General features: G+C 61.4%; 16 protein-coding genes. 4 read left to right on the top strand and 12 right to left on the bottom strand.

Features of this window, described 5'->3' with window-relative positions; all coding sequences use genetic code 11:
- Positions 1-13: 13 nt before the first annotated feature.
- From murJ to mutS, 4 genes are all read right to left on the bottom strand, one after another.
- Positions 14-1,615 carry a murein biosynthesis integral membrane protein MurJ gene (murJ, locus tag ABOK31_RS00160; protein ID WP_349957307.1) on the bottom strand — a complete coding sequence of 534 codons (1,602 nt, stop codon included), beginning with the start codon at positions 1,613-1,615 and terminating at the stop codon, positions 14-16.
- On the bottom strand, positions 1,612-4,527 hold the full coding sequence (locus ABOK31_RS00155; protein ID WP_349957305.1) for a [protein-PII] uridylyltransferase: 2,916 nt from the start codon (positions 4,525-4,527) through the stop codon (positions 1,612-1,614). The genes murJ and ABOK31_RS00155 overlap by 4 nt, the downstream gene beginning before the upstream one ends.
- A 159-nt stretch (positions 4,528-4,686) precedes the next feature.
- Positions 4,687-4,980: a hypothetical protein gene (locus tag ABOK31_RS00150; protein ID WP_092714992.1), complete on the bottom strand. Its 294-nt coding sequence runs from the start codon at positions 4,978-4,980 to the stop codon at positions 4,687-4,689.
- Positions 4,981-5,008: 28 nt separating this feature from the next.
- Positions 5,009-7,750, bottom strand: a complete 2,742-nt coding sequence (mutS, locus tag ABOK31_RS00145; RefSeq protein WP_349957304.1) for a DNA mismatch repair protein MutS — start codon at positions 7,748-7,750, stop codon at positions 5,009-5,011.
- 113 nt (positions 7,751-7,863) lie between these two features.
- Here mutS and ABOK31_RS00140 point away from each other — a divergent pair, with 113 nt between their 5' ends.
- Both ABOK31_RS00140 and ABOK31_RS00135 read left to right on the top strand, forming a co-directional pair.
- Complete coding sequence (locus ABOK31_RS00140) at positions 7,864-10,152, top strand: NADP-dependent malic enzyme (RefSeq protein WP_349957303.1); 2,289 nt, start codon at positions 7,864-7,866, stop codon at positions 10,150-10,152.
- Positions 10,153-10,228: 76 nt separating this feature from the next.
- Positions 10,229-11,638 (top strand): adenylate/guanylate cyclase domain-containing protein, encoded by a 1,410-nt coding sequence (locus tag ABOK31_RS00135; RefSeq protein WP_349957302.1) that lies wholly within the window; start codon positions 10,229-10,231, stop codon positions 11,636-11,638.
- 107 nt (positions 11,639-11,745) lie between these two features.
- Here the strand turns inward: ABOK31_RS00135 and ABOK31_RS00130 are convergent, their stop codons facing one another.
- The 5 genes from ABOK31_RS00130 to ABOK31_RS00110 form a co-directional block, all read right to left on the bottom strand.
- On the bottom strand, positions 11,746-12,624 hold the full coding sequence (locus ABOK31_RS00130; protein WP_174175634.1) for a GNAT family N-acetyltransferase: 879 nt from the start codon (positions 12,622-12,624) through the stop codon (positions 11,746-11,748).
- A gap of 230 nt (positions 12,625-12,854) precedes the next feature.
- On the bottom strand, positions 12,855-15,143 hold the full coding sequence (locus ABOK31_RS00125) for an ATP-binding protein (protein WP_349957300.1): 2,289 nt from the start codon (positions 15,141-15,143) through the stop codon (positions 12,855-12,857).
- A gap of 55 nt (positions 15,144-15,198) precedes the next feature.
- Positions 15,199-15,717, bottom strand: a complete 519-nt coding sequence (gene lspA / locus ABOK31_RS00120; protein WP_174175638.1) for a signal peptidase II — start codon at positions 15,715-15,717, stop codon at positions 15,199-15,201.
- Between the two features lie 26 nt (positions 15,718-15,743).
- A complete protein-coding gene (locus ABOK31_RS00115) occupies positions 15,744-16,595 on the bottom strand; it encodes an RNA methyltransferase (protein WP_349957299.1) in 852 nt (283 codons plus the stop codon).
- Positions 16,592-17,722: a class I SAM-dependent methyltransferase gene (locus ABOK31_RS00110; RefSeq protein WP_349959039.1), complete on the bottom strand. Its 1,131-nt coding sequence runs from the start codon at positions 17,720-17,722 to the stop codon at positions 16,592-16,594. The genes ABOK31_RS00115 and ABOK31_RS00110 overlap by 4 nt, the downstream gene beginning before the upstream one ends.
- A gap of 115 nt (positions 17,723-17,837) precedes the next feature.
- Between ABOK31_RS00110 and ABOK31_RS00105 the strand changes: the two genes are divergently transcribed.
- Both ABOK31_RS00105 and ABOK31_RS00100 read left to right on the top strand, forming a co-directional pair.
- Entirely contained in the window at positions 17,838-18,290 is a 453-nt protein-coding gene (locus ABOK31_RS00105; protein WP_174175642.1) for a carbon monoxide dehydrogenase subunit G, read from the top strand.
- A 36-nt stretch (positions 18,291-18,326) separates the two neighbouring features.
- Entirely contained in the window at positions 18,327-18,785 is a 459-nt protein-coding gene (locus ABOK31_RS00100) for a GNAT family N-acetyltransferase (protein WP_349957297.1), read from the top strand.
- Here the strand turns inward: ABOK31_RS00100 and ABOK31_RS00095 are convergent.
- From ABOK31_RS00095 to sppA, 3 genes are all read right to left on the bottom strand, one after another.
- Positions 18,777-19,109, bottom strand: coding sequence for a LapA family protein (locus ABOK31_RS00095; RefSeq protein WP_349957295.1), 333 nt, complete (start codon positions 19,107-19,109; stop codon positions 18,777-18,779). The two genes, ABOK31_RS00100 and ABOK31_RS00095, sit on opposite strands and share 9 nt — an antisense overlap.
- A 167-nt stretch (positions 19,110-19,276) precedes the next feature.
- Positions 19,277-19,585, bottom strand: coding sequence for an integration host factor subunit beta (locus tag ABOK31_RS00090; protein WP_015338608.1), 309 nt, complete (start codon positions 19,583-19,585; stop codon positions 19,277-19,279).
- A 26-nt stretch (positions 19,586-19,611) separates the two neighbouring features.
- Positions 19,612-20,568, bottom strand: a complete 957-nt coding sequence (gene sppA / locus ABOK31_RS00085) for a signal peptide peptidase SppA (protein WP_349959037.1) — start codon at positions 20,566-20,568, stop codon at positions 19,612-19,614.
- Positions 20,569-20,698: the final 130 nt, after the last annotated feature.

Here is a 20,698-nt window from a genome sequence, read left to right as displayed (position 1 = left end):
CGAAGGAGCCTTCTTATTCCCCGTTCGCCACCTCGGCATCTGGAGCAGTCGCGGCCCGCTTGCGCTTCAAATTGCGGCGTACCATGCCCAAATCCACGCCGCCGATCAGGAAGGCGACAATGAAATACACCGCCATCGCAATCAATATGAGCAAGCCCAGGACGCCGGTCTTGGTGAGCAGCGTCGAGCCGGACCCCAGAAGCGGCTCCCACCGATGAGACAAATATAGGATGACGCCACCCATGACGGCGGAGGAGACGAGCAGCATGGCGGTGCGGCGTACCAGCGACCATTCCCAGGCGAGATGCCCGCGGCGATAGAGTGTAACGAAGAGTTGTACAGCGTTCAGCCATCCGGCAACCGCCTCGGCGAGTGCAATGCCGCGTTCGGCCAGCACCGGGAAAAGCATGATTGATAGCGCCGAATTGACGGCGACGGCGACCGCCGTGTAGCGCATTGGCGATTTCGTATCTTCGCGGGCATAAAAGCCGGGCTGGAGTGCCTTGATCAGCACGAAAGCCGGCAGGCCAAGGCCGAAGATGGCGAGGATGGAGCCGACCAGCGTTGTATTTTCCGAGTTAAAGGCGCCGCGCTCGTAAAGCACGCGGATGATATCGTCGGAGAGCAGCCAAAGGGCGACGGCGGCCGGCAGCGTCAGGAACAGCACGAATTCGATCGAGCGGTTCTGGATATTGGCGGCTTCCTTGATATGGCCCGACTTCAACGAACGCGCCAATTCCGGCAGAAGCACGATTCCGACCGCGACGCCGACGACACCGAGCGGCAGCTGGTAGATGCGGTCTGCATATTGCAGGGCGGCGATCGCGCCTTCCTTGCCCGAGGCGATCGCCTGGCCGATCACCAGATTGATCTGGGTGACGCCGCCGGTGATGGCCGCTGGGATCGCAAGAAGCAGGAGCCGCTTGACATTGGGCGTGAAGCGCGGAAAGCGCAGGCCGATATTGATGCCGGCATGGCGCACGCCGATATAGACGACGGCCAGTTGCAGCACGCCTGCCACCAGCACCGACCAGGACAGGTACCAGGCGGTGGTCAGCGGATCGGCGCCGAAATAGATCGCGTAGAACAACGCGCTGATCATTACCAGGTTGAGGAAGATCGGAGCCACGGCCGCGGCGAAGAAATGATGCAGCGAATTCAGCATGCCGCTCATCATCGCCGTCAGCGACATCGACATGAGATAGGGGAACATCACGGCCGCCAACCGGACCGTCAGGTCGAATTTCTCGGCATCGTCGGCAAAACCAGGCGCGATGACCCAACGCACCAGGAGCGGCATGGCCAGTTCCATGACGATGGTGATCAGCAGCAGGACCGAGAAGAGAACGCCGAAAACTTCCTCGGAAAACCGCTTGGCGCCCTCGATGCCATGTGCCTCGATCTCTTTTGCAAAAAGCGGCACGAAAGCGGCATTGAAGGCACCCTCGGCAAACAGGCGACGGAACAGGTTCGGAAAGCGGAAAGCAGCATAGAAGACGTCAGCCATCGGCCCGGTGCCGAGGGCAGCCGCCATCAGCGTTTCGCGGGCAAAGCCGAAGATGCGGCTGCCAAGCGTCGCGCCACCGACGGTGATGAATTTCTTGACTAGGCTCATGCGGCGGAACCGGCTTTCTTCTCAATATCTGACTTTTCGACGGCGACGCCGCGCGTGGCGGCAGGCGCGATGATGCCCGACGGCATGCGCTCGCGCATTTCATCCTCCTCGCCGGCCATCACGGCTTTTAGGCGCGCGGTGATATAGGCTCGCCTGTTCTCGTTGGAAATCTTCTGGCCCACCAGGTCGGCGACATAGAAGGTATCGATGACCTTTTCGCCGAAGGTGGTGATGCGGGCCGACTGGATATCGAGCGACAAGTCCGAAAGAACGGCGGTGATTTCCGACAGCAGGCCGGGGCGGTCGAGGCATTCGACCTCGATGACCGTGAACTTGTTGGAGAGGCTGTTGGTGATGATGACGGACGGCGGAATGACGAATGCCTTGTTCTTGCGGCGGTTCTTCGTCCGCGTCGCGATGACCTCCGGCAGCCGCTTGCGGCCGGCCAGCACATCCTCGATCATCTTGCCGATGGTGCCGGCACGGCGCAGCTCGTCGGCATCATCGGGAAATTCGCGGCTGACATGGATGGTGTCGAGCGCGCGACCGTCCGATGTCGTGAAGATCTGCGCATCGGCGATATTGGCGCCAGCCGCAGCGCATGCGCCGGCGATCACGGTCAAGAGGCGTGGATGGTCGGGCGAGAGCACGGTGATCTCGGTGATGGCATGGAAGCTGTCTGTGCGCACCATGGTGGCAAGCACCTTGCCCGCCTTGTCGGATTCACGCATGAACTGCGTGTGGCGGATCTGATCCTCCAACGGCACGGACAGCAGATAGGGCTGATAGTGCAGCTTGACGTAGGCCTTGCGCTCCTTCGGGTTCCAATCCGCCAGCGCCTGCTCCAGCGCCTCGGCCGCGGCTTCCGCCCGCTCCTTGCGCGAGACTTCGGAGAAACCACCGGCAAGCAGCAGCTCGGTTTCGTAATAAAGCGTGCGCAGCAGCTGGCCCTTCCAGCCGTTCCACACACCGGGACCGACGGCGCGGATGTCGCAGACCGTCAGGATCAGCAGCATCTTCAGCCGGTCGAGCGACTGAACCCGGTCGGCGAAATCGATGATAGTCTTGCGGTCGGTCAGATCGCGCGTCTGGGCGACCATCGACATGGTCAGATGTTCGGCGATCAGCCAGACCACCAGTTCCGTCTGCTTCGGCGAGAGGCCGAAGCGCGGGCAGAGCTTGCGCGCGACCTTAGCGCCGGCTTCGGAGTGATCCTCCTCGCGACCCTTGGCGATATCGTGCAACAGCACGGCGACATAGAGCGCGTCGCGATCCTCGATATTGGGCATCAGCTTGTTGGTGAGCGGATGGATATCCTCTGCCTTGCCCTTGTCGATCTCCGACAGCACCTCGACGGCGCGGATGAGATGCTCATCCACCGTATAGTGGTGATACATGTTGAACTGCATCATCGAGACGATCTTGCCGAATTCCGGGATGAAGCGGCCGAGCACGCCTGCCTCGTTCATGCGGCGCAGGATCAGCGCAGGGTCTCGCTTCGAGGTCAGGATCGCCAGGAACAGGCGGTTGGCTTCCTCGTTCTCACGCAGATCGTTGTCGATCAGATTCAACGAGCGCGTGACGCGCTTCAGGGCATCCGGATGGAATTCCAAACCGTTGATATCGGCAACGAAGAACAGCCTGATGAGGCTGACCGGATCACGCTTGAAGACATCGGGATTGGCAAGCGCGATGCGGCCGCGATCCTCTACGAATTCGACCGTGCCGGCGATCTTGCGTGAGCGATTGGCAAAGCGGCTGATGACACCGGTAAGCCCCGGGGTTGCCTTCGCCTGCTGGTCCTCGAGCGCGGCACAGAGGATGCGAGTGAGATCGCCGACATCCTTGGCGACGAGGAAATAGTGCTTCATGAAGCGCTCGACCGCCGAAAGGCCCGGGCGAGCGTGATAGTCGAGGGCTGCGGCGATATCGCGCTGAATATCGAAGGAAAGCCGCTCCTCCGCCTTGCCGGTCAGGAAATGCATGTGGCAGCGCACGGCCCAGAGGAAATCCTCGGCCTTCTCGAAGAGGCGGTATTCCTGCTTCGAGAGCACACCGAGCTTCACCAGTTCGGCGGGATCGCGGACGTGATAATAATATTTCGAGATCCAGAAGAGCGTGTGCAGATCGCGCAGGCCGCCCTTGCCTTCCTTGACGTTCGGCTCGACCAGATAGCGGGTGTCGCCGGCCTTGCGATGACGCTCGTCGCGCTCGGCGAGCTTGGCGGCGATGAATTCCGGGCCGGTATTGGTGACGATTTCCTTGTCGAATCGCGCCTGCAGCTCGCGCTCCAGCGCGGTATTGCCACAGATGTAACGGGTTTCGAGAACGGCGGTGCGCACCGTCATATCGGACTTGGCCTGACGGATGCATTCCTCGACCGTGCGCGTGGCGTGGCCGACTTTGAAACCCATATCCCAAAGCATATAGAGAATGAACTCGACCGCCTTATGGGTCTCGCTCGCCGGCTTCGGCTGAAAGAGGAAGAGGAGGTCGATATCCGAACCCGGCGCCAAGGTATCGCGGCCATAACCGCCGACGGCGGTGACGGAGAAGGCATCCGCCTGCTTCGGATAGACATGATGAACGGTGAAATCGTAGAGGACGGTGATGATCTGATCCTGCAGCCAGGAAATCCGGTGCGCGCAATCGAGCCCGCTGCCGTCAGCAATCAGCGATCGCCGTGCCTCTTCACGTCCATCCTGGCTCGCCTTCTTCAACAGCGCCAGCAGCGCGGAACGCTCGTCATTCTTGTCCAGACCGCGTTTGGCAAGAGCCTCGCACTCCGCCCTCAGCGCGGATACATCGAGAACGGTCGAAAAATCGATATGATGCGTTTCCATGCTCTGCCGATCGGCTTTCTCTTCGCTGACCGCGACCCGTTGCCGGCGCGCCTGTCTTTTCGTCTGCATGCGCTATAGCCTCTTTGCCCGGCGATTGACACAGGCATTCTACGCCCGCGTCCTTCGAAGCCAGCCTGAGCAGACTGTATCGAATCGACGATCCCTCAAGATTTCTATCGGGCCAAAGTTGACGAAGCGTGACGGCAATCGACGCAGAAATCGGCAGTTTTAGGGCCTTGCCGGCTCAAGCGCCCGTCTGAGCTCGTTTAAACTATATAGTATGTTTCGCGACTGGGCGCCGATCTGCGTCACCATTTCGCGCTCGCATTCCCAATAGCCGGCCTTGGCGATCTTCGAACAAATGTCGGAAATGCGGCTGCAGGATAGGGTGATATCGAGCAAGCCCCGATCGGATTCGCAATCCGGGGCTTCGCCTTCGCCGCAGATCTTGCCGCGCGCGGCGATCGGAGAGAAGCGCTCACCCAGAATGCGGACTTCGGCGAGAAGAACTTCGAGATACATCATATTGCCCTTGGAATATCGCCTGTGGTCAACCGGTCTTGGTAAGCGTTTTCTTCAGTTCATAAAGCACATCAAGCGCGGCTCGTGGCGTCAGATCGTCGAGGTCAAGCGTTTTCAACCGCTCCTCGACCTTGGACGGCTCGCGCCGGCCAATGGCTTCCTCGCGGCGCACGGCCACCTGGAAGAGAGGCAGATCATCGATGAGCTGGCTTGCCGGATTCTTGCGGTCGGCATCTTCGAGCCGCGTCAGAACGTCGCGGGCACGCGCTACCACCGAAGCCGGCAGACCTGCAAGCCGCGCCACCTGAATGCCGTAGGAACGATCCGCAGCGCCCGGCCCGACCTCGTGCAGGAAGATGACGTCGCCATCCCATTCCTTAACGCGCATGGTGGCATTGGAGAGCCGGCCAAGCTTTTCCGACAGAACGGTCAGCTCATGGAAATGCGTGGCAAAGAGGCCACGGCAGCGGTTGGCTTCATGCAGATGCTCGACGGCAGCCCAGGCGATGGAAAGGCCATCGAAGGTCGCGGTGCCACGCCCGATCTCGTCGAGGATGACGAGCGAGCGTTCTGTCGCCTGATTGAGGATCGCCGCCGTCTCGACCATTTCGACCATGAAGGTCGAGCGGCCGCGGGCGAGATCGTCGGAAGCGCCGACGCGCGAGAACAGGCGATCGACGATGCCGATGTGAGCCGATGCCGCCGGAACGAAAGAACCCATCTGCGCGAGAATGGCGATCAGCGCGTTCTGGCGCAGGAAGGTGGACTTACCGCCCATGTTCGGACCGGTCAGCAGCCAGATCGCGCCATCCTTGCCGTCGGATTTGGGCGAAAGATCGCAGTTGTTGGCAACAAAGGGACCGCCGGCCTGACGACGGAGCGCCTGTTCAACGACAGGATGGCGGCCGCCTTCGATGGCGAACATACGGCTGCCATCGACGACGGGCCGGCAATAGGCCTGCTCCTCGGCAAGCAGGGCAAGCCCGGCCGCGACATCGATCACCGACAGCGCACGGGCACCGGCCTTGATCGCTTCGGCAGCAGCGACCACAGCTGCCACCATGCGGTCGAAGGCCTCCAGCTCGATCGCCAGCGCCTTGTCGGCGGCATTGGCGATGCGGCTTTCGAGATCGGCAAGCTCGGTCGTGGTGAAGCGCATGGCATTTGCCATGGTCTGGCGGTGAATGAAGCGCGCCTTGGCCTCGCTCGTATCCGTCATCGGACCGGCATTGCCGGCGGTAACCTCGATGAAATAGCCAAGCACATTGTTATGCTTGATCTTCAGCGACTTGATGCCGGTCTCATCGGCATATTGCAGCTGCAGGCCGGCGATGACACGGCGCGACTGGTCGCGGAGTGCCCGCACTTCGTCCAGCTCGGCATTAGCGCCCTCCCTTAGGAAACCGCCGTCCCGCTTCAGCAGTGGCAATTCATCGGCAAGGGTCTCGGCAAGCATGGCTTCAAGATCGGCGGGCAAGGCGCTGAGCCCGGCAAGGGCTGCCTTCAGCTCATCAGGCAGAAGCGCTGCCCCGAGCATGCGGGCAACGTCGGTTGCGGCTGCCAATCCCTGACGGATCGCCCAGAGATCGCGCGGGCCGCCACGGTCGAGCGCAAGGCGCGACAGGGCGCGCGGCATGTCGGGCACATGCTTCAGCGCCGCACGCAGATCGGTTGAGAGCGACGGCTCCTCCGCCAGGAAGCCGATCGAATCCAAACGCTCGTTGATGCGAGCGGGATCGGTGAGTGGCGACATCAGCCGTTCGGCGAGAAGTCGGGCACCGCCGCCGGTCACGGTGCGATCGATCGCCTTCAGCAACGAGCCGTTGCGATCGCCGGAGAGCGTGCGCACCAGTTCGAGATTGGCGCGCGTGGCGGGATCGATGAAGAGCGTCGAAGCGCCGCTTTCGCGCTCCGGAAGCCCGAGCGGCGGGCGCTCGGCAAGCTGGGTCTTCTCGACATAGGCGATGGCGGCGGCGGCGGCGGCAAGCTCGGCCCGGCTGAAGGTGCCGAAACCATCGAGCGTCGAGACGCCGAAATAGCGGGTAATGCGCCCCTCGGCGCTGGCGCTGTCGAAGAGCACGGCAGGCTGCGGAACGGCAGTGCGGCCGAGAATGTCGAAAACCGGCTTCAGTTCCGGATCGTGGAACATCGTATCCGGCAGGATCAGCTCTCTCGGATCGATGCGCAGGATATCGGCGAGCAGCCTTGACGCTTCCGTCTCGGCAAGGCGGAAGACGCCTGTCGAGATATCGATCCAGGCAAGCGCCAGCTGTGGTTCGGCGCCGCCGCGAATGCGGGTCAGCGTCATCAGATAATTGGATTCCGAAGGCGAAAGCAGCTTTTCTTCGGTGATCGTGCCCGGCGTCACCAGGCGCACGACATCGCGCCGCACCACCGACTTGCCGCCGCGCTTCTTCGCCTCCGCCGGATCTTCCACCTGCTCGCAGACGGCGACCCGGAAGCCAAGCGCGATCAGCTTCTGCAGATAATCGTCGGCCGCATGAACGGGCACGCCGCACATCGGGATATCCTGCCCCATGTGCTGGCCGCGCTTCGTCAGCGTGATGCCGAGCGCGCGCGAGGCATCGATGGCGTCTTCGAAGAACAATTCGTAGAAGTCGCCCATGCGGTAGAACAGCAACGAACCGGGATTGTTCGCTTTGATCTCGATATATTGCTCCATCATCGGAGTAGCCGAGGCACGGCTTTCCTCCGAGGCAAGCTCGGCGGCCGAGAAGGCATCGATGCTGGCGTTAATACGTTCGTTCACGGAGGTGCAGTTTTTCCAAAAAAATGAGGTGCCACCCTATCCGCGCGCCGCTATAGAAGACAACAGCTATCGGGCAAGAGGGACCGGTCGCCCACAGGAGGTTTGGAGGAACAATGGCTGACAGCAAGAGCAAGTCGCGTCCGGGAACGGGGATCACCGATCAGGAAGCACTGGACTTCCACAAGAACGGCCGCCCCGGCAAGCTTGAGATCAACCCGACCAAGCCGATGGCGACCCAGCGTGATCTTTCCCTTGCCTATTCGCCAGGCGTCGCCGTTCCCGTGAAGGCGATCGCCGCCGATCCGGCCACCGCCTACGACTATACTTCGCGCGGCAACATGGTCGCCGTCATCTCCAACGGCACGGCCATTCTCGGCCTCGGCAATCTCGGGGCTCTCGCCTCCAAGCCGGTCATGGAAGGCAAGTCGGTCCTCTTCAAGCGCTTCGCCGACGTCGATTCGATCGATCTCGAGATCGACACCGAGAATGTCGACGAATTCATCAATTGCGTGCGCTATCTCGGCCCCTCCTTCGGTGGCATCAATCTGGAAGATATCAAGGCGCCCGACTGCTTCATCATCGAGCAGCGGCTGCGTGAGCTCATGGATATCCCGGTGTTCCATGACGATCAGCACGGCACCGCCATCATCGCCGCCGCCGGTCTCATCAACGCGCTGGAACTGACCGGCCGCGACCTGAAGACCACCAAGCTCGTCTGCAATGGTGCGGGCGCCGCCGCCATCGCCTGTATCGAACTCATCAAGGCCATGGGCTTCAACCCGGAAAACATCGTCCTTTGCGATACAAAGGGCGTGATCTACCAGGGCCGCAGCGAGGGCATGAACCAGTGGAAGTCGGCGCACGCGGTCAAGACCGACAAGCGCACGCTGGCGGAAGCGATGAAGGGTGCCGACGTCGTATTCGGCCTGTCGCAGAAGGACGCCTTCTCGGAAGACATGATCCGCTCGATGGCGGACAGGCCGATCATCTTCGCCATGGCCAATCCCGATCCGGAAATCACGCCGGAGGAAGTCGCCCGCATCCGCGACGACGCGATCATGGCGACGGGCCGCTCGGACTATCCGAACCAGGTCAACAACGTTCTCGGCTTCCCTTACATCTTCCGTGGCGCGCTCGATGTTCGCGCCACCACCATCAACGACGAGATGAAGATCGCCGCCGTCAACGCGCTGGCAAGCCTGGCGCGCGAGGATGTGCCCGACGACGTCGTGGCCGCCTATCAGGGTGCGCGGCCGCGTTTCGGCGCGCAATACATCATCCCCGTGCCGTTTGATCCGCGTCTGATCTCGGCAATCCCGGTGGCCGTTGCCAAGGCGGCGATCGAAAGCGGCGTCGCCCGCCGCGACATGCCTGACATGGATGCCTATGCCCGCGAACTCTCCGCGCGGCGCGATCCGATCGCCTCGACGCTGTCACAGCTCTACGAGCGCGTGCGCCGGTACCAGAAGCGCATCGTCTTCGCCGAAGCGGAAGAAGAACAGGTGATGCGCGCCGCCCTCTCCTATGCCAACCAGGGGCTTGGCACAGCCATCCTGCTCGGCCGCGAGGATCTGATCGAGGCCACGGCCGAGCGCGCGGGCATCGATCTCAATCGCCCAGGTCTCGAGATCGTCAACGCCCGCATTTCCAAGCGGGGCGATGCCTATATCGACTATCTCTATGCGCGACTGCAGCGCCAGGGCTACCTGCATCGCGATGTAACGCGCCTGATCCACAATGACCGCAATCACTTCGCCGCCTGCATGGTGGCGCTGGGAGACGCGGACGGCATGGTGACGGGCGTCACCCGCAACTATTCGACGGCACTTGGCGACGTCCGTCGCTGCATCGACGCCAAGCCGGGGCATCGGGTCATCGGCATATCGATCGTGCTTGCCCGGGGCCGCACGGTCTTTGTCGCCGATACCGCCGTGCATGACATGCCGACCTCCGAAGAACTGGCCGATATCGCCGAGGAAGCCGCCGGCTTCGCCCGCCGCATGGGCTATGAGCCGCGCGTCGCCATGCTCGCCTACTCCACCTTCGGCCACCCCTCGGGCGAACGCTCGGAGAGGGTGCGCGAAGCCGTCGATATCCTCGACAAGCGCCATGTGAATTTCGAGTTCGACGGCGAAATGTCAGCCGACGTCGCGCTAAACCGCAAGATCATGGAGAGCCTCTATCCCTTCTCGCGGCTGTCGGGGCCCGCAAACGTGCTCGTCATGCCCGCCTTCCACTCCGCGGCGATCTCCACCAAGATGCTGCAGGAACTCGGCGGCTCCACGGTGATCGGGCCGCTGCTCGTCGGCCTCGACAAGCCGGTGCAGATCACATCGATGGGTGCCAAGGATTCCGATATCGTCAACATGGCCGCCATCGCGGCCTATGGTGCTGGATCGTAGCCACTACCCCATAAGGCTGAGCCGGCGACCCAACAAAGGTGATGGGCTGCCGTATCAATTCGGTGTAAAATGGGGGATGAGTGAAGCTCAGGTCCTTTTCGGAGTGCTGCGCCATTCAGCGCAGCCGGATATTGTCGATGCTATCGAGCGGCTCGTCCTTGAGGCACCCGACCGCAAGCTTAACCGTGTGAATGCACTCGCCTTCGCGGCCAGCCACGGCTTTGAGGAAGAACAGACCGTCAATGCTTTCCTGCACGCATCGCGCCTCGGCCTGTTCGAAATGTCGTGGAATGTTCTTTGCCCGGGCTGCGGCGGGGTGCTGGATGCCAATACCTCCCTGAAAACCGTGCAAAGCGAAACCTATAACTGCACGCTTTGCGCAGCTGGCTACGAGCCGACGCTCGACGAGATGGTCGAAGTCACCTTCACCGTCAGCCCGCGCGTTCGCCATATCGAGGCGCATAATCCGCACGACCTGCCGCCGCTTGAATATTTCCGCCAGATCTATTGGGGCTCTGGTGTCGATCTTCCCGATGAGGGCTATGAAGAGAAGGTCGATCAGTTCGTGCTGGAATCGCTCGAGCTGCCACCCGGCGAGAAAGCCGTCATATCGCTTCAATTGCCGGCGGAATTCACCATCATCTTCGAGCCTGTCACGCATGCCGCACAATTCCTCGATGTGAAGGGCGAGCCATCGAAGGAGCGGCAGGCCCTGTCGCTCGTTTTCGATCGCATGCACCGACACAGCGAGGCCATCGAATTGCGGCCCGGCCCGCTGCGCATCCAGATGGAGAACCACACTGACCTTCGCGTGCTGCCATCGATCTGCGTGGCCAACGAGGCTCTTCACACGCTGCTTGGACAACGCCGGCCATTTCTGACCGCCAAGCACCTGCTCTCCAACCAGACCTTCCGTGACATCTACCGCACGGACACGATCGACATCGACCAGCGACTGAAGATCACCAGCCTCACTTTTCTGTTCACCGATCTGCGCGGTTCGACGGAATTATACGAAAGGGTTGGCGATCTCGCAGCCTTCGATCTGGTCAAGACCCATTTTGGCATCCTGCACGAAATCGTCGCGGCCGAGGCGGGTGCGGTCGTCAAGACCATCGGCGACGCCGTCATGGCCACCTTCCCGACGCCCGATCGGGCGTTGATCGCGGCGATGCGGATGCGTGAGGCCATGCTCAGCCTCAACAATGAGCGCGGCAACGACGATCTTCTTCTGAAAATCGGCATCCACGAGGGGCCATGCATCGCGGTGAGCCTGAACGAACGGCAGGATTATTTCGGACAGACGGTCAATATCGCGTCCCGCGTCCAGCATCTCGCTACATCACGCGAAATATTCGCGACCAGCTCGGTGCTCGATCATCCGCGCGCCGCCGAACTGATGATGAGGCGCGGCCTGACGCCGCAATCGCATCATGTCGCGCTTCGCGGCATCACCGACGCAATCGATATTTTTGCGATCCCATAGAGCGCTTCAGCTTTTCAGCGAAGCTCCGAACCGCTCTATCTCTTTGTTTTCACGCAATTCCGGACGGAAAACCGCTGCGCACTTTTCCTGGAATTGCTCTCCATTCGTCAGCTGGCAAAGCGACCGGCATCCGCGCCATAGTAATTGACGTAGCGGTCGGAAATGCTGGCGATCGGCAGGACGATCAGGACGTCCGTCGTGTTGAAGGCCTGATCGACCACGGCCGTCGAACCGACCATGGCGCCGAGACGCAGATAGCCCTTGATCAAGGGCGGCATCGCCATCAGCGCTTTTTTCGGATTAACGGCCTCGACCGGCATCAAGTCCATGGTGCGCGCGAGCGACGGCAGGGCACCGACGGCCCAATCATCCTTGGCGACAACATTGTGATAGAGGAAGGACAGAGCCAGCGCGTGCTGTTCCGGCAGGACACCGGGGAAGGAGGCGCAACCGATCATCGCGCCCATGCCGTGCTTCAGCGCATAGGCCCAATTGCCCTGCCACAGCAGCTCGACCGTGCGCTTGTTGCGGTAATTCGGCAGCACGCAGGAGCGACCGAGCTCCATGAAACGCTTGTCGGGATGACGGGCGAGCAGCGCGTCGATGTCGAATTCCGATGAGGAATAGAAGCCGCCATTGGCCATGGCCACTTCCTGGCGCAGCAGGCGATAGGTGCCGACGATCTGGTCTTCCGGATCACCCTCAAGCGAGCGGTCCAGCACCAGAAGATGGTCACAAATCTCATCCCAGCTGTCGACGTCGCGCTGACGACGCATAGCGTCGGCCGGCAGTTGCGCGTTCATCTCCTCGACGAAAACGCGGTAGCGTACGGCCTGAGCGGCATCGATTTCGCGCGCCGTGCGGGCAAGGCGCGTTTCGAGATTTCCGATGCGTCCGAGCACATCGCTGGCAACCGGCTCAACCGTTGCCTTTGAAGACTGAACCATTTCGCCCTGAGCTTCGCGATTCAAAATTTCGATGGACATGGCGATTCTCCCCCTGCGGGCCGATATAGCGCCATAAACCAAATTCGTGCGACAGGAAAGTGACACGCGGCTTGGCTAAAAGCAAGAACCGTGCCCATTGCAATTTTTCGAATGGACGCGCCGTCCCCAACTTAGCTGCGGCGATAGCCACAGGTTGAGCCCTATCACGGCCTTCTATCGAGCATTGATGAGCCGGCTTCCGTAATCTTCATCCGAAGATCGAGGTGATATCAAGCGCGCTCGAAAACCGATCTCGACAGTCCCCGCAACACCGTTGTCAGCTTTTCGGGATCGACCGGCTTGACGATGACGGCATCGGCGCCCGCCAGAAGCGCCTGACGGCGGATCGAATCGCGGCTGTCCGCAGTCAGGACGATGATCGGCAGCGGCGGCAGGCCATGCCTGCGCTCATGAGCCCGCAATTGCGCAAGGACAGCCGCACCCGTGCCGCCGGGCATATTGAAATCCGTCACCAGCACCTCCGGTCGCGCTTCGGCGTCTTCGGTGCGGGCTCGAAGGCCATCGAAATCCTCGACGAGGCGAACCCTGTGACCGGCCTTGGAGAGCATCGCCCGAACCAGCATCGCATTGACCGGGTCATCCTCGCCCAACAGGATATCGAGCGCGCGGTCTTCCTCCGCCTCGGGCGTCGTAATGCCGATCTCGGAGACGGCTTCGATCAAGGCTTCGCGCTTTTCCATGCCGCGCATGCGGCCTCTCAGCACATCGATCAGCGATTGCTCGCGCAGCGGCCGGATGAGCCAGGCGTCGAAGAGATCGAGCGGATGGGTATTACGCTCCTCGGGATTGACCAGGAAGATCTTGCGCAACCTCGGCACCGCAAGCGCATTTCCCTCGCTGAAGTACCAGGGCGCCATGCGATGGTCGACGATGAGATCCGTCCAGACCCCGCCGTCACCCATCGGGAACGAGGGCAGCAGATCATCCATGTCGCCGGGGCCGATCAGCCGGCAATGGCCGCCAAGCGTCTGGATGGTTCGCATGATGGCCGTGCTTGCTGCCCCCTCAGGCGCCAGCAGCAGGATACGGGATCCCCTGAGCATGGTATTGCGCCGATCGTATCCGTCCTCTCCGGCAGTCAGGCCGACCGGGAAGGAGATGACGAACTCGCTGCCCTTGCCGCGCTCACTGGCAACGCTGAGCCCGCCACCGAATTCGCGCAGGATGCGGGCGGAGATCGCAAGGCCAAGGCCAGTGCCGGCGCTTCTTTCCACCGTGGTGCCGGCCTGCTCGAACTCGCCGAAGACGCGGGCCTGTTCTTCCTCGGTCATGCCGGGACCGCTATCCCGCACCGATATCGTCAAGTCCCGCTCCTGGAGGTCGACGCGGACTAGAACGCCGCCGGTCTGGGTGAACTTCACCGCATTGCCGATGACGTTGAACAGGATCTGGCGCAGACGTGCGGGATCGAATTCCAAGCTCTCGGGAACATCCGCCGCAACGCTCGCGGCGATTTCAATGCCCTTTTCGTGGGCGCGATGAGCGAGCATCTCGATGACGCCTTCCAGCAGTGGCCGCAAAGCCTCCTGGCGCGGATGCAACTGGAAGCGACCGACTTCGATCGTGGAGAAATCGAGGAGATCTTCGACCAGCTGCACCAGCGCATGACCCGATTGGCGAATACCGGTCAGGTAATTTGCCTGCTCCAAGGTCAACGGCGTCTGAGCAAGCAGATGGTTCATGCCGAGAATACCCGACAGTGGGGTGCGGATCTCATGGCTGACGGTGGCAAGCAGGCGCGATTTGGCGGCGCTGTTATATTCGGCTTTCAGCCTGGCATCTTCGCGCAGGCGGGCCGTCTGCCGCTCTTCGGTCACATCGCGCGCGATGCTCTGTATGCATAATTGCCCGGTCGTCGCATCGCGGAACATGACATCGTGCCAGGCAAAAATGCGTCGGCCCTCGGGTGTCGCGATTTCCGCATCCTGATGCTTTGCATCGGTGACGGCGCGGAATACGAGGCCGGCCTCTTCCAGCGTCAGGCCCTCTGGATGCGACCTGCCGGTCAATCTGCTGAAGGTGGCGTTGGCGTGCAGAATCCGGCGGTCAATGCTGCGCGTGACCGCGATGTCCCCGAGCGCATCGTGGACGGTGGCAAGGAGGCTGGTGCTTTCCTTGTGCTCCCAAAGGCGATCGTGATCGCTCTCGCTGAAATCGGCGGCGATAGTCTCTGCCTCGCGCGCGACGCCTCGGGTTTTGACGATGCCGACGGCTGCGAGCGCAAGGGCTGCGAGGCCAAGAAAGCCCACAAGCGCCAGAGGACCTCCGGCAAAGCCGATCGCAAGAAAAACCGCCCCTGCCACGAGACCGCCGCCATTCAGCCAATGGCCTTGCAGCCACCAGGTCCGCGTGGGCGACGCCGATTGCTGGCCTGCCTCATGCGGTGCGGTCGATTTTGCAGGCGACGACTCGTCAGCGGCCGGCCTTTCGATCGCTTCCGCTTGGTCGTGAACTGCCGCCGTGGCAAGCTTTTCCTGCAAATCTGCCAGAGTGCTCATGCAATCTGGCTAACATGGGCATTCTTCCTGATGCCTTCAGGGATTCGCTAGAATTTTAAGCTTTTGCCTTTTTCGGCATCAGAAGCTCGTCGAGAATGACGCAGCCTGCACCGATGGTGATGAAACTGTCGGCAAGATTGAAAACGGCGAAAGACCATGTCTGCGTATGAAAGAGTATGTAGTCGATCACGTGGCCGTAGAGAAAGCGGTCCAGCAGATTGCCGAGAGCGCCGGCAATGATCAGGGCAAAGCCCATATGTGCAAGCCAGCGATGGTCGGGCGTGCGCCGCCAGAGCCAGAGCACGAAGGCGACGATGACGAGCCGCATCCCGACGATGAACCAGCCGTCCATGCCTGAGAGCATCGAGAAGGCGACGCCGAGATTATAGGTGCGATAGAGCGCCAGCATCGGAATGACCGGCACCATCTCCTGCAGCGGCAGCCAGTGATCCACCATGATCTTGATGGCCTGATCGAGAATGACAGCAACCACGATGAAGATCAGGATAGGCAGGGGCCGCGAAAACAGGGCTGGCTTTGCAGTCGGCTGTTCGTGGGTCTCGCTTTCGGTCATCGGGTCTCGCCAGGTAAGTGTCAGAATCAGATGAGTGTCAGGATATGGCGGCGGGCTTCGAACAGCATGACTGCTGTCGCGACCGCCAGATTGAGGCTGTCGGCACGGCCGGCCTGCGGGATGCGGGCAAGCGCGTCGGCCTCTTTCGCCAAGGCATCCGGCAGGCCGGATTGCTCGTTGCCCATCAGGATGACGACAGGCTTCTTCTTGTAGTCGATGGTGCGGTAATCAACAGCGCCGGCCAGATGGGTGGCGACGACAGAGACGTCAGCCTTCTTTTTCCAGGCCAGAAACTCCTCCGGCGTCGCCTTGACGACGGGAACGGCGAAAATCGAGCCCATGGTGGCGCGCACGGTTTCCAGCGAAAACGGATCTGTGGTCTCACCGACAAGGATGACGCCGGAAGCGCCGGCCGCATCGGCGGTGCGGATGATGGTGCCGAGATTGCCGGGATCGCGCACGCGGTCGAGCGCCACCCAGGTCTCGCCAGTCGCTGGCTTGACCTCCCGAAGCGGCCGCCAGCGCTGCTCGAAGACGCCGACCACCATCTGCGGATTGTCACGGCGGGTGATCGAACCGATGACCTTTTCGCTGACCTCAAGCACCAGCCCGCCGGCGGCCACCGTCTTTGCGGCGACCTGCTCGACGAGCGGCTTGCCCTTGGCGGCCTTGGCATAAACCAGCGTGCGGATCGTCCAGCCGAGCTCGAGTGCATCGATGACGAGTTTCAGCCCTTCGGCTAAGAAGGCACCGCTTTCCTCGCGGGACTTCTTGACCGTCAGCGCCTTGATGTCCTTGACGATCGGATTGGCAAGCGAGGTGACCTCCTTGACCTGTCCGACCTTGCGCGGGCCGTCACTACGGAAATCCTGGTTCATTTCGGCACCCAGCGGCTGAAGAGAGAGGTGGAAAGCGCCCTGCCCGGCGTGCGGCCATCGAGGCCGGCCTCGCGGATGACCAGTTCGCCGGATTCGACGACACCGCCGGCGCCGCGCATCGTCTCGCGCATCAGCTCATGGATGGAATAGAAGCTGGCGCGGATGGAATAAGCCGTCAGTACCAGGCCGAGTGCCTTCGGTGACAGGATCTCGCGGCAGATGTCGAGCATCAGCGGCAGGTGCTCGAACAGGTGCCAGACCTCGCCATTCGGGCCTCGGCCGAACTTCGGCGGGTCGGTCAGGATGATATCGTATTTGTTGCCACGGCGCTCCTCGCGCAGGATGAACTTCATGGCATCCTCGCAGATCCAGCGGATCGGCAGCTTTTCCATGCGGCCCAGCGCCTGGTTTTCACGTGCCCAGCCGATTGCCTTCTTCGAGGCATCGACATGGGTCACTTCAGCGCCGGCGGCGGCAGCCACCAGCGAGGCGACACCGGTATAGCCAAAAAGATTGAGCACCTTGAGCGGCCTTTTCGCCGCCTCGACCTGCTCCTTCATCCAGGCCCAGTGGACGATCTGCTCCGGGAAGACGCCGACATGGCGGAAGGCAGTGAAGCGGCCGAGAAAATCGACGCCGAGCAGCTGCAACGGCCAGGTCTCGCCGAGCGCTTCGCGCGGGAAGCGCCAGCGGCCCATGCCGTCCTCATCCGTGTCGCCGGTGAAGATAGCGTCGGCATTATCCCAGACATGCGCGGCAAGCGACGGCGGCCAAAGCGCCTGTGCCTCGGGGCGGACGATGCGATAGGGACCGTACTGCTCGAGCTTCAGCCCATTGCCGCTGTCGATAAGGTGGAAATCCCCGGCACCGAGAGACTCGAGAATGACGGGCACACGCTCGGCCAGGCGTTCGCCGGTCCGAGCGATCAGCGGGCGTTCAGGAGCGGCAGCGACCGGCGCAACAGCACGCGGCTCGGCAACACGCTCGCCATGATCGCGCGAAGGCTTGGCTGGCCTTGAGGCAGCACCCGCGGGCTTTGCCGGCGGCTTACCGGACATGTCACGCCGGGGTTTTGCCCCAAGACCGCCCCCGGCTTTCTGGCCGGGCCGGCTTTCCCTATGTTTCACCATGCTTGTCTCAAAATTGATATGTGCGTGCAAATAGCATCTGGCCGCCACTTGGCAAAGCGCTTTCCGATCTGCGATGATCCATGCACAAAATGTCACATAGGGAGGATTGCGCATGGACATGACCGGCGAAGAACGGATCGCGGCGCCTAGAGATGCCGTCTGGGCCGCGCTCAACAATTCCGACATCCTCAAGCAATGCATTCCCGGCTGCCAGAGCCTCGACTGGGTCTCCCCGACGGAGCTGACGGCAACCGTCAAGCTAAAGATCGGCCCGGTTTCCGCCTCCTTCAACGGCGAGGTCAAGCTGACCAACATCAATGCGCCGGAAAGCTATACGATCTCGGGCGAAGGAAAAGGCGGCATTGCCGGTTTTGCCAAGGGCGGAGCTGATGTCGTGCTGAAGGAAGACGGCAACGAGACGGTCCTGCAATATGAAGCGAAGGCGCAGGTCGGCGGCAAGATCGCGCAGCTGGGCTCGCGCCTGGTGGATTCGAGCGCCAAGAAGCTGGCACAACAGTTTTTCGCCGATTTCACCGCTGCCATCAACGGCCAGGCGAGCGCCTGATTGTCAGGGCTCGATTTCGGCCCCATATAGTCGATCATGACATCGACATTTGAGATTTGGGCCGTTCGGCCAGCGCGCGAACAGGACATGCAGCAGCTTGCGGAGATCTACCTCCGCGTCCGTCGCGAAACGTTCCTATGGGTCGAGCCCGGCCATTTCACGCTCGAAGATTTTGCCGCTCATACCAATGGCGAACGCCTGTTCGTCTGCGAGGACGAGCACGGCGCAGTTGTCGGCTTTGCCGCAATCTGGGAGCCGGACGACTTCATCCATATGCTCTATATACTGCCGACCTTCCAAGGCCGCGGTGCCGGCAAGGCCCTGCTTGCCGGACTGCCTGAATGGCCTCAGCGCCGCTACCGGCTGAAATGCCTGGTCAAAAACATGCGCGCCATGGCGTTTTACAGGAGGCTCGGCTTCGAGATCATCGGCGATGGCGCGTCGCCAGAGGGCGACTATAAAGAGATGCGGCTCGCCGACCTCACGTCACTTTGACGGCAGCTGCCCGGCGATCTCTTCGGCGCGGGTGCGATGTTTGTCGGCTTCGGCCTGCCAGCGCACCGCTTCCCGCGACTGATTGCGGGCGCGCTTGCGATGCTTTCCCTGGGTGAACCAGGTGACTGCCGCGCCGACGATCATGCCGAGGATCAGAGCGACGAACAGCAGCACGAAGAGCGGCGCATTCAGCGACAGCACCTGGTCGTCCGGCCGGAACGGATTGAGGGCCAATGTCACGGATTGCCTGTTGGCGACGCAGAATATGATGAGGATGATGCCGAGCGGCAGCAATATCAGCAGATTGACGATCTTCTTGGCCATTGCGCAGCTCCTTTGTCCGCAGCCATGGATGCCCTGCACCCAAGCCGCCTTCAGCCGCAGAATAGAAAAGAGGCGGCTGAATTCAAGTGCCACCGCGTCGCGGCACAATCATGTCCGACGACTATTTTCGTCGGAGCATTTGGGAAAACTCGGCCGGAATGGCCCGATCAGTTGTCGTCTTCTTCGTCGTCGCCGGCGCCTGGATTCAGACGCTCGCGCAATTCCTTGCCCGTCTTGAAGAAGGGAACCCATTTTTCTTCGACGAAGACCGTATCGCCCGTGCGCGGATTGCGGCCAGAGCGCGAAGGCCGGTTCTTGACGGAAAAAGCGCCAAAGCCGCGAAGCTCAACCCGGTTTCCCGCGGCGAGCGCATCGGTGATCTCATCCAGGACTGCATTGACGATATTTTCGACGTCGCGGTGATAGAGATGCGGGTTGCGGGCGGCAACAATCTGCACCAGTTCCGACTTGATCACAGCTATCCCCTTAAATCATTGATTTATCAATTGGCTGCACCCTGCCAAACAGAAAGCAGGCCGTCAAGAAACAACTTATCGGTCATGATTTTCTGGAGACTCTCTCCTTTGATAAAATCATCATAACCGAGACGATTTAGCAACCAGGAAGCGGCCCCCGGCCAAAAGAAGGACGAAGTTTTGTCTTCCCGCTTCCAATCGACGATCGGCAGGTCCTTCTTGACCTTGCGCGTTTCGAGATAGGCTAGAATTTCGTCCTCGCCGCCGAGCGTGTCGATCAGCTTGTTCTGCAGCGCCTGACGGCCGGTGAAGATGCTGCCGTCGGCAAGTTTCAGCACCTCGTCGCGCGGCAATTTGCGGCGATCGGCCACCAGATCCACGAACCAGGCGTAACTGTCCATGACCATATTGCGGATCATGTTCTTGGCGTCTTCGCTCGCCGGATGGAACGGCGAGGGTTCGGCCTTCAAGGGCGCCGACTTGATCTCGTCCAGCGAAACGCCGACCTTGTCGAGCAGGTCCTTGACCTGCGGATACTGGAAGATGACGCCGATCGACCCGGTGATCGAGGTATCGCCCGCAACGATATCGTCGCCAGCCGTCGCGATCATGTAGCCGGCCGAGGCTGCGACGGTGCGGATGTCCGATACGACCGGCTTCTTGGCGGCGACGGCGCGGATCGCCTTGAAGATGCGTTCGCCGCCATAAGTGGTGCCGCCGGTCGACGAGATCGAGACGATCAGCGCCTTGACCTGGTCGTTGTCGCGGATCTTCTTCAGACGCTCAAGGAGCTCGGGATCATCCTGAATAAGCCCGGAGATGGTGACGCGGGCGATTTGCGGACCGCGCGTATCCGGCAGGTCGGCGGAAACAAAGCGGTAAAGCGCGAAACCCAGTGCCACGAGGAGCAAAACGGCAACAATGCGCCAGAAACCAAGTTTGCGGCGCAATTGTCGCCGATCCGCGATTGCAGAACTGTCCATCACGCCTTATTTCTCCCTGCAACAAATTGAAAGCGCCACAAACCGGATGTATGACACCTTGAAACGGGCACAATCCTTAGAGAAAAGCGTTTCCCGTTTTCGATGTCGTCGGCGGGACGTCGCTCTGCTG

It is taken from the genome of Rhizobium sp. ZPR4 (genome assembly GCF_040215725.1).
Taxonomy (GTDB): Bacteria; Pseudomonadota; Alphaproteobacteria; order Rhizobiales; family Rhizobiaceae; genus Rhizobium; species Rhizobium rhizogenes_D.
This window is presented reverse-complemented; position numbering and strand designations above follow the sequence as displayed.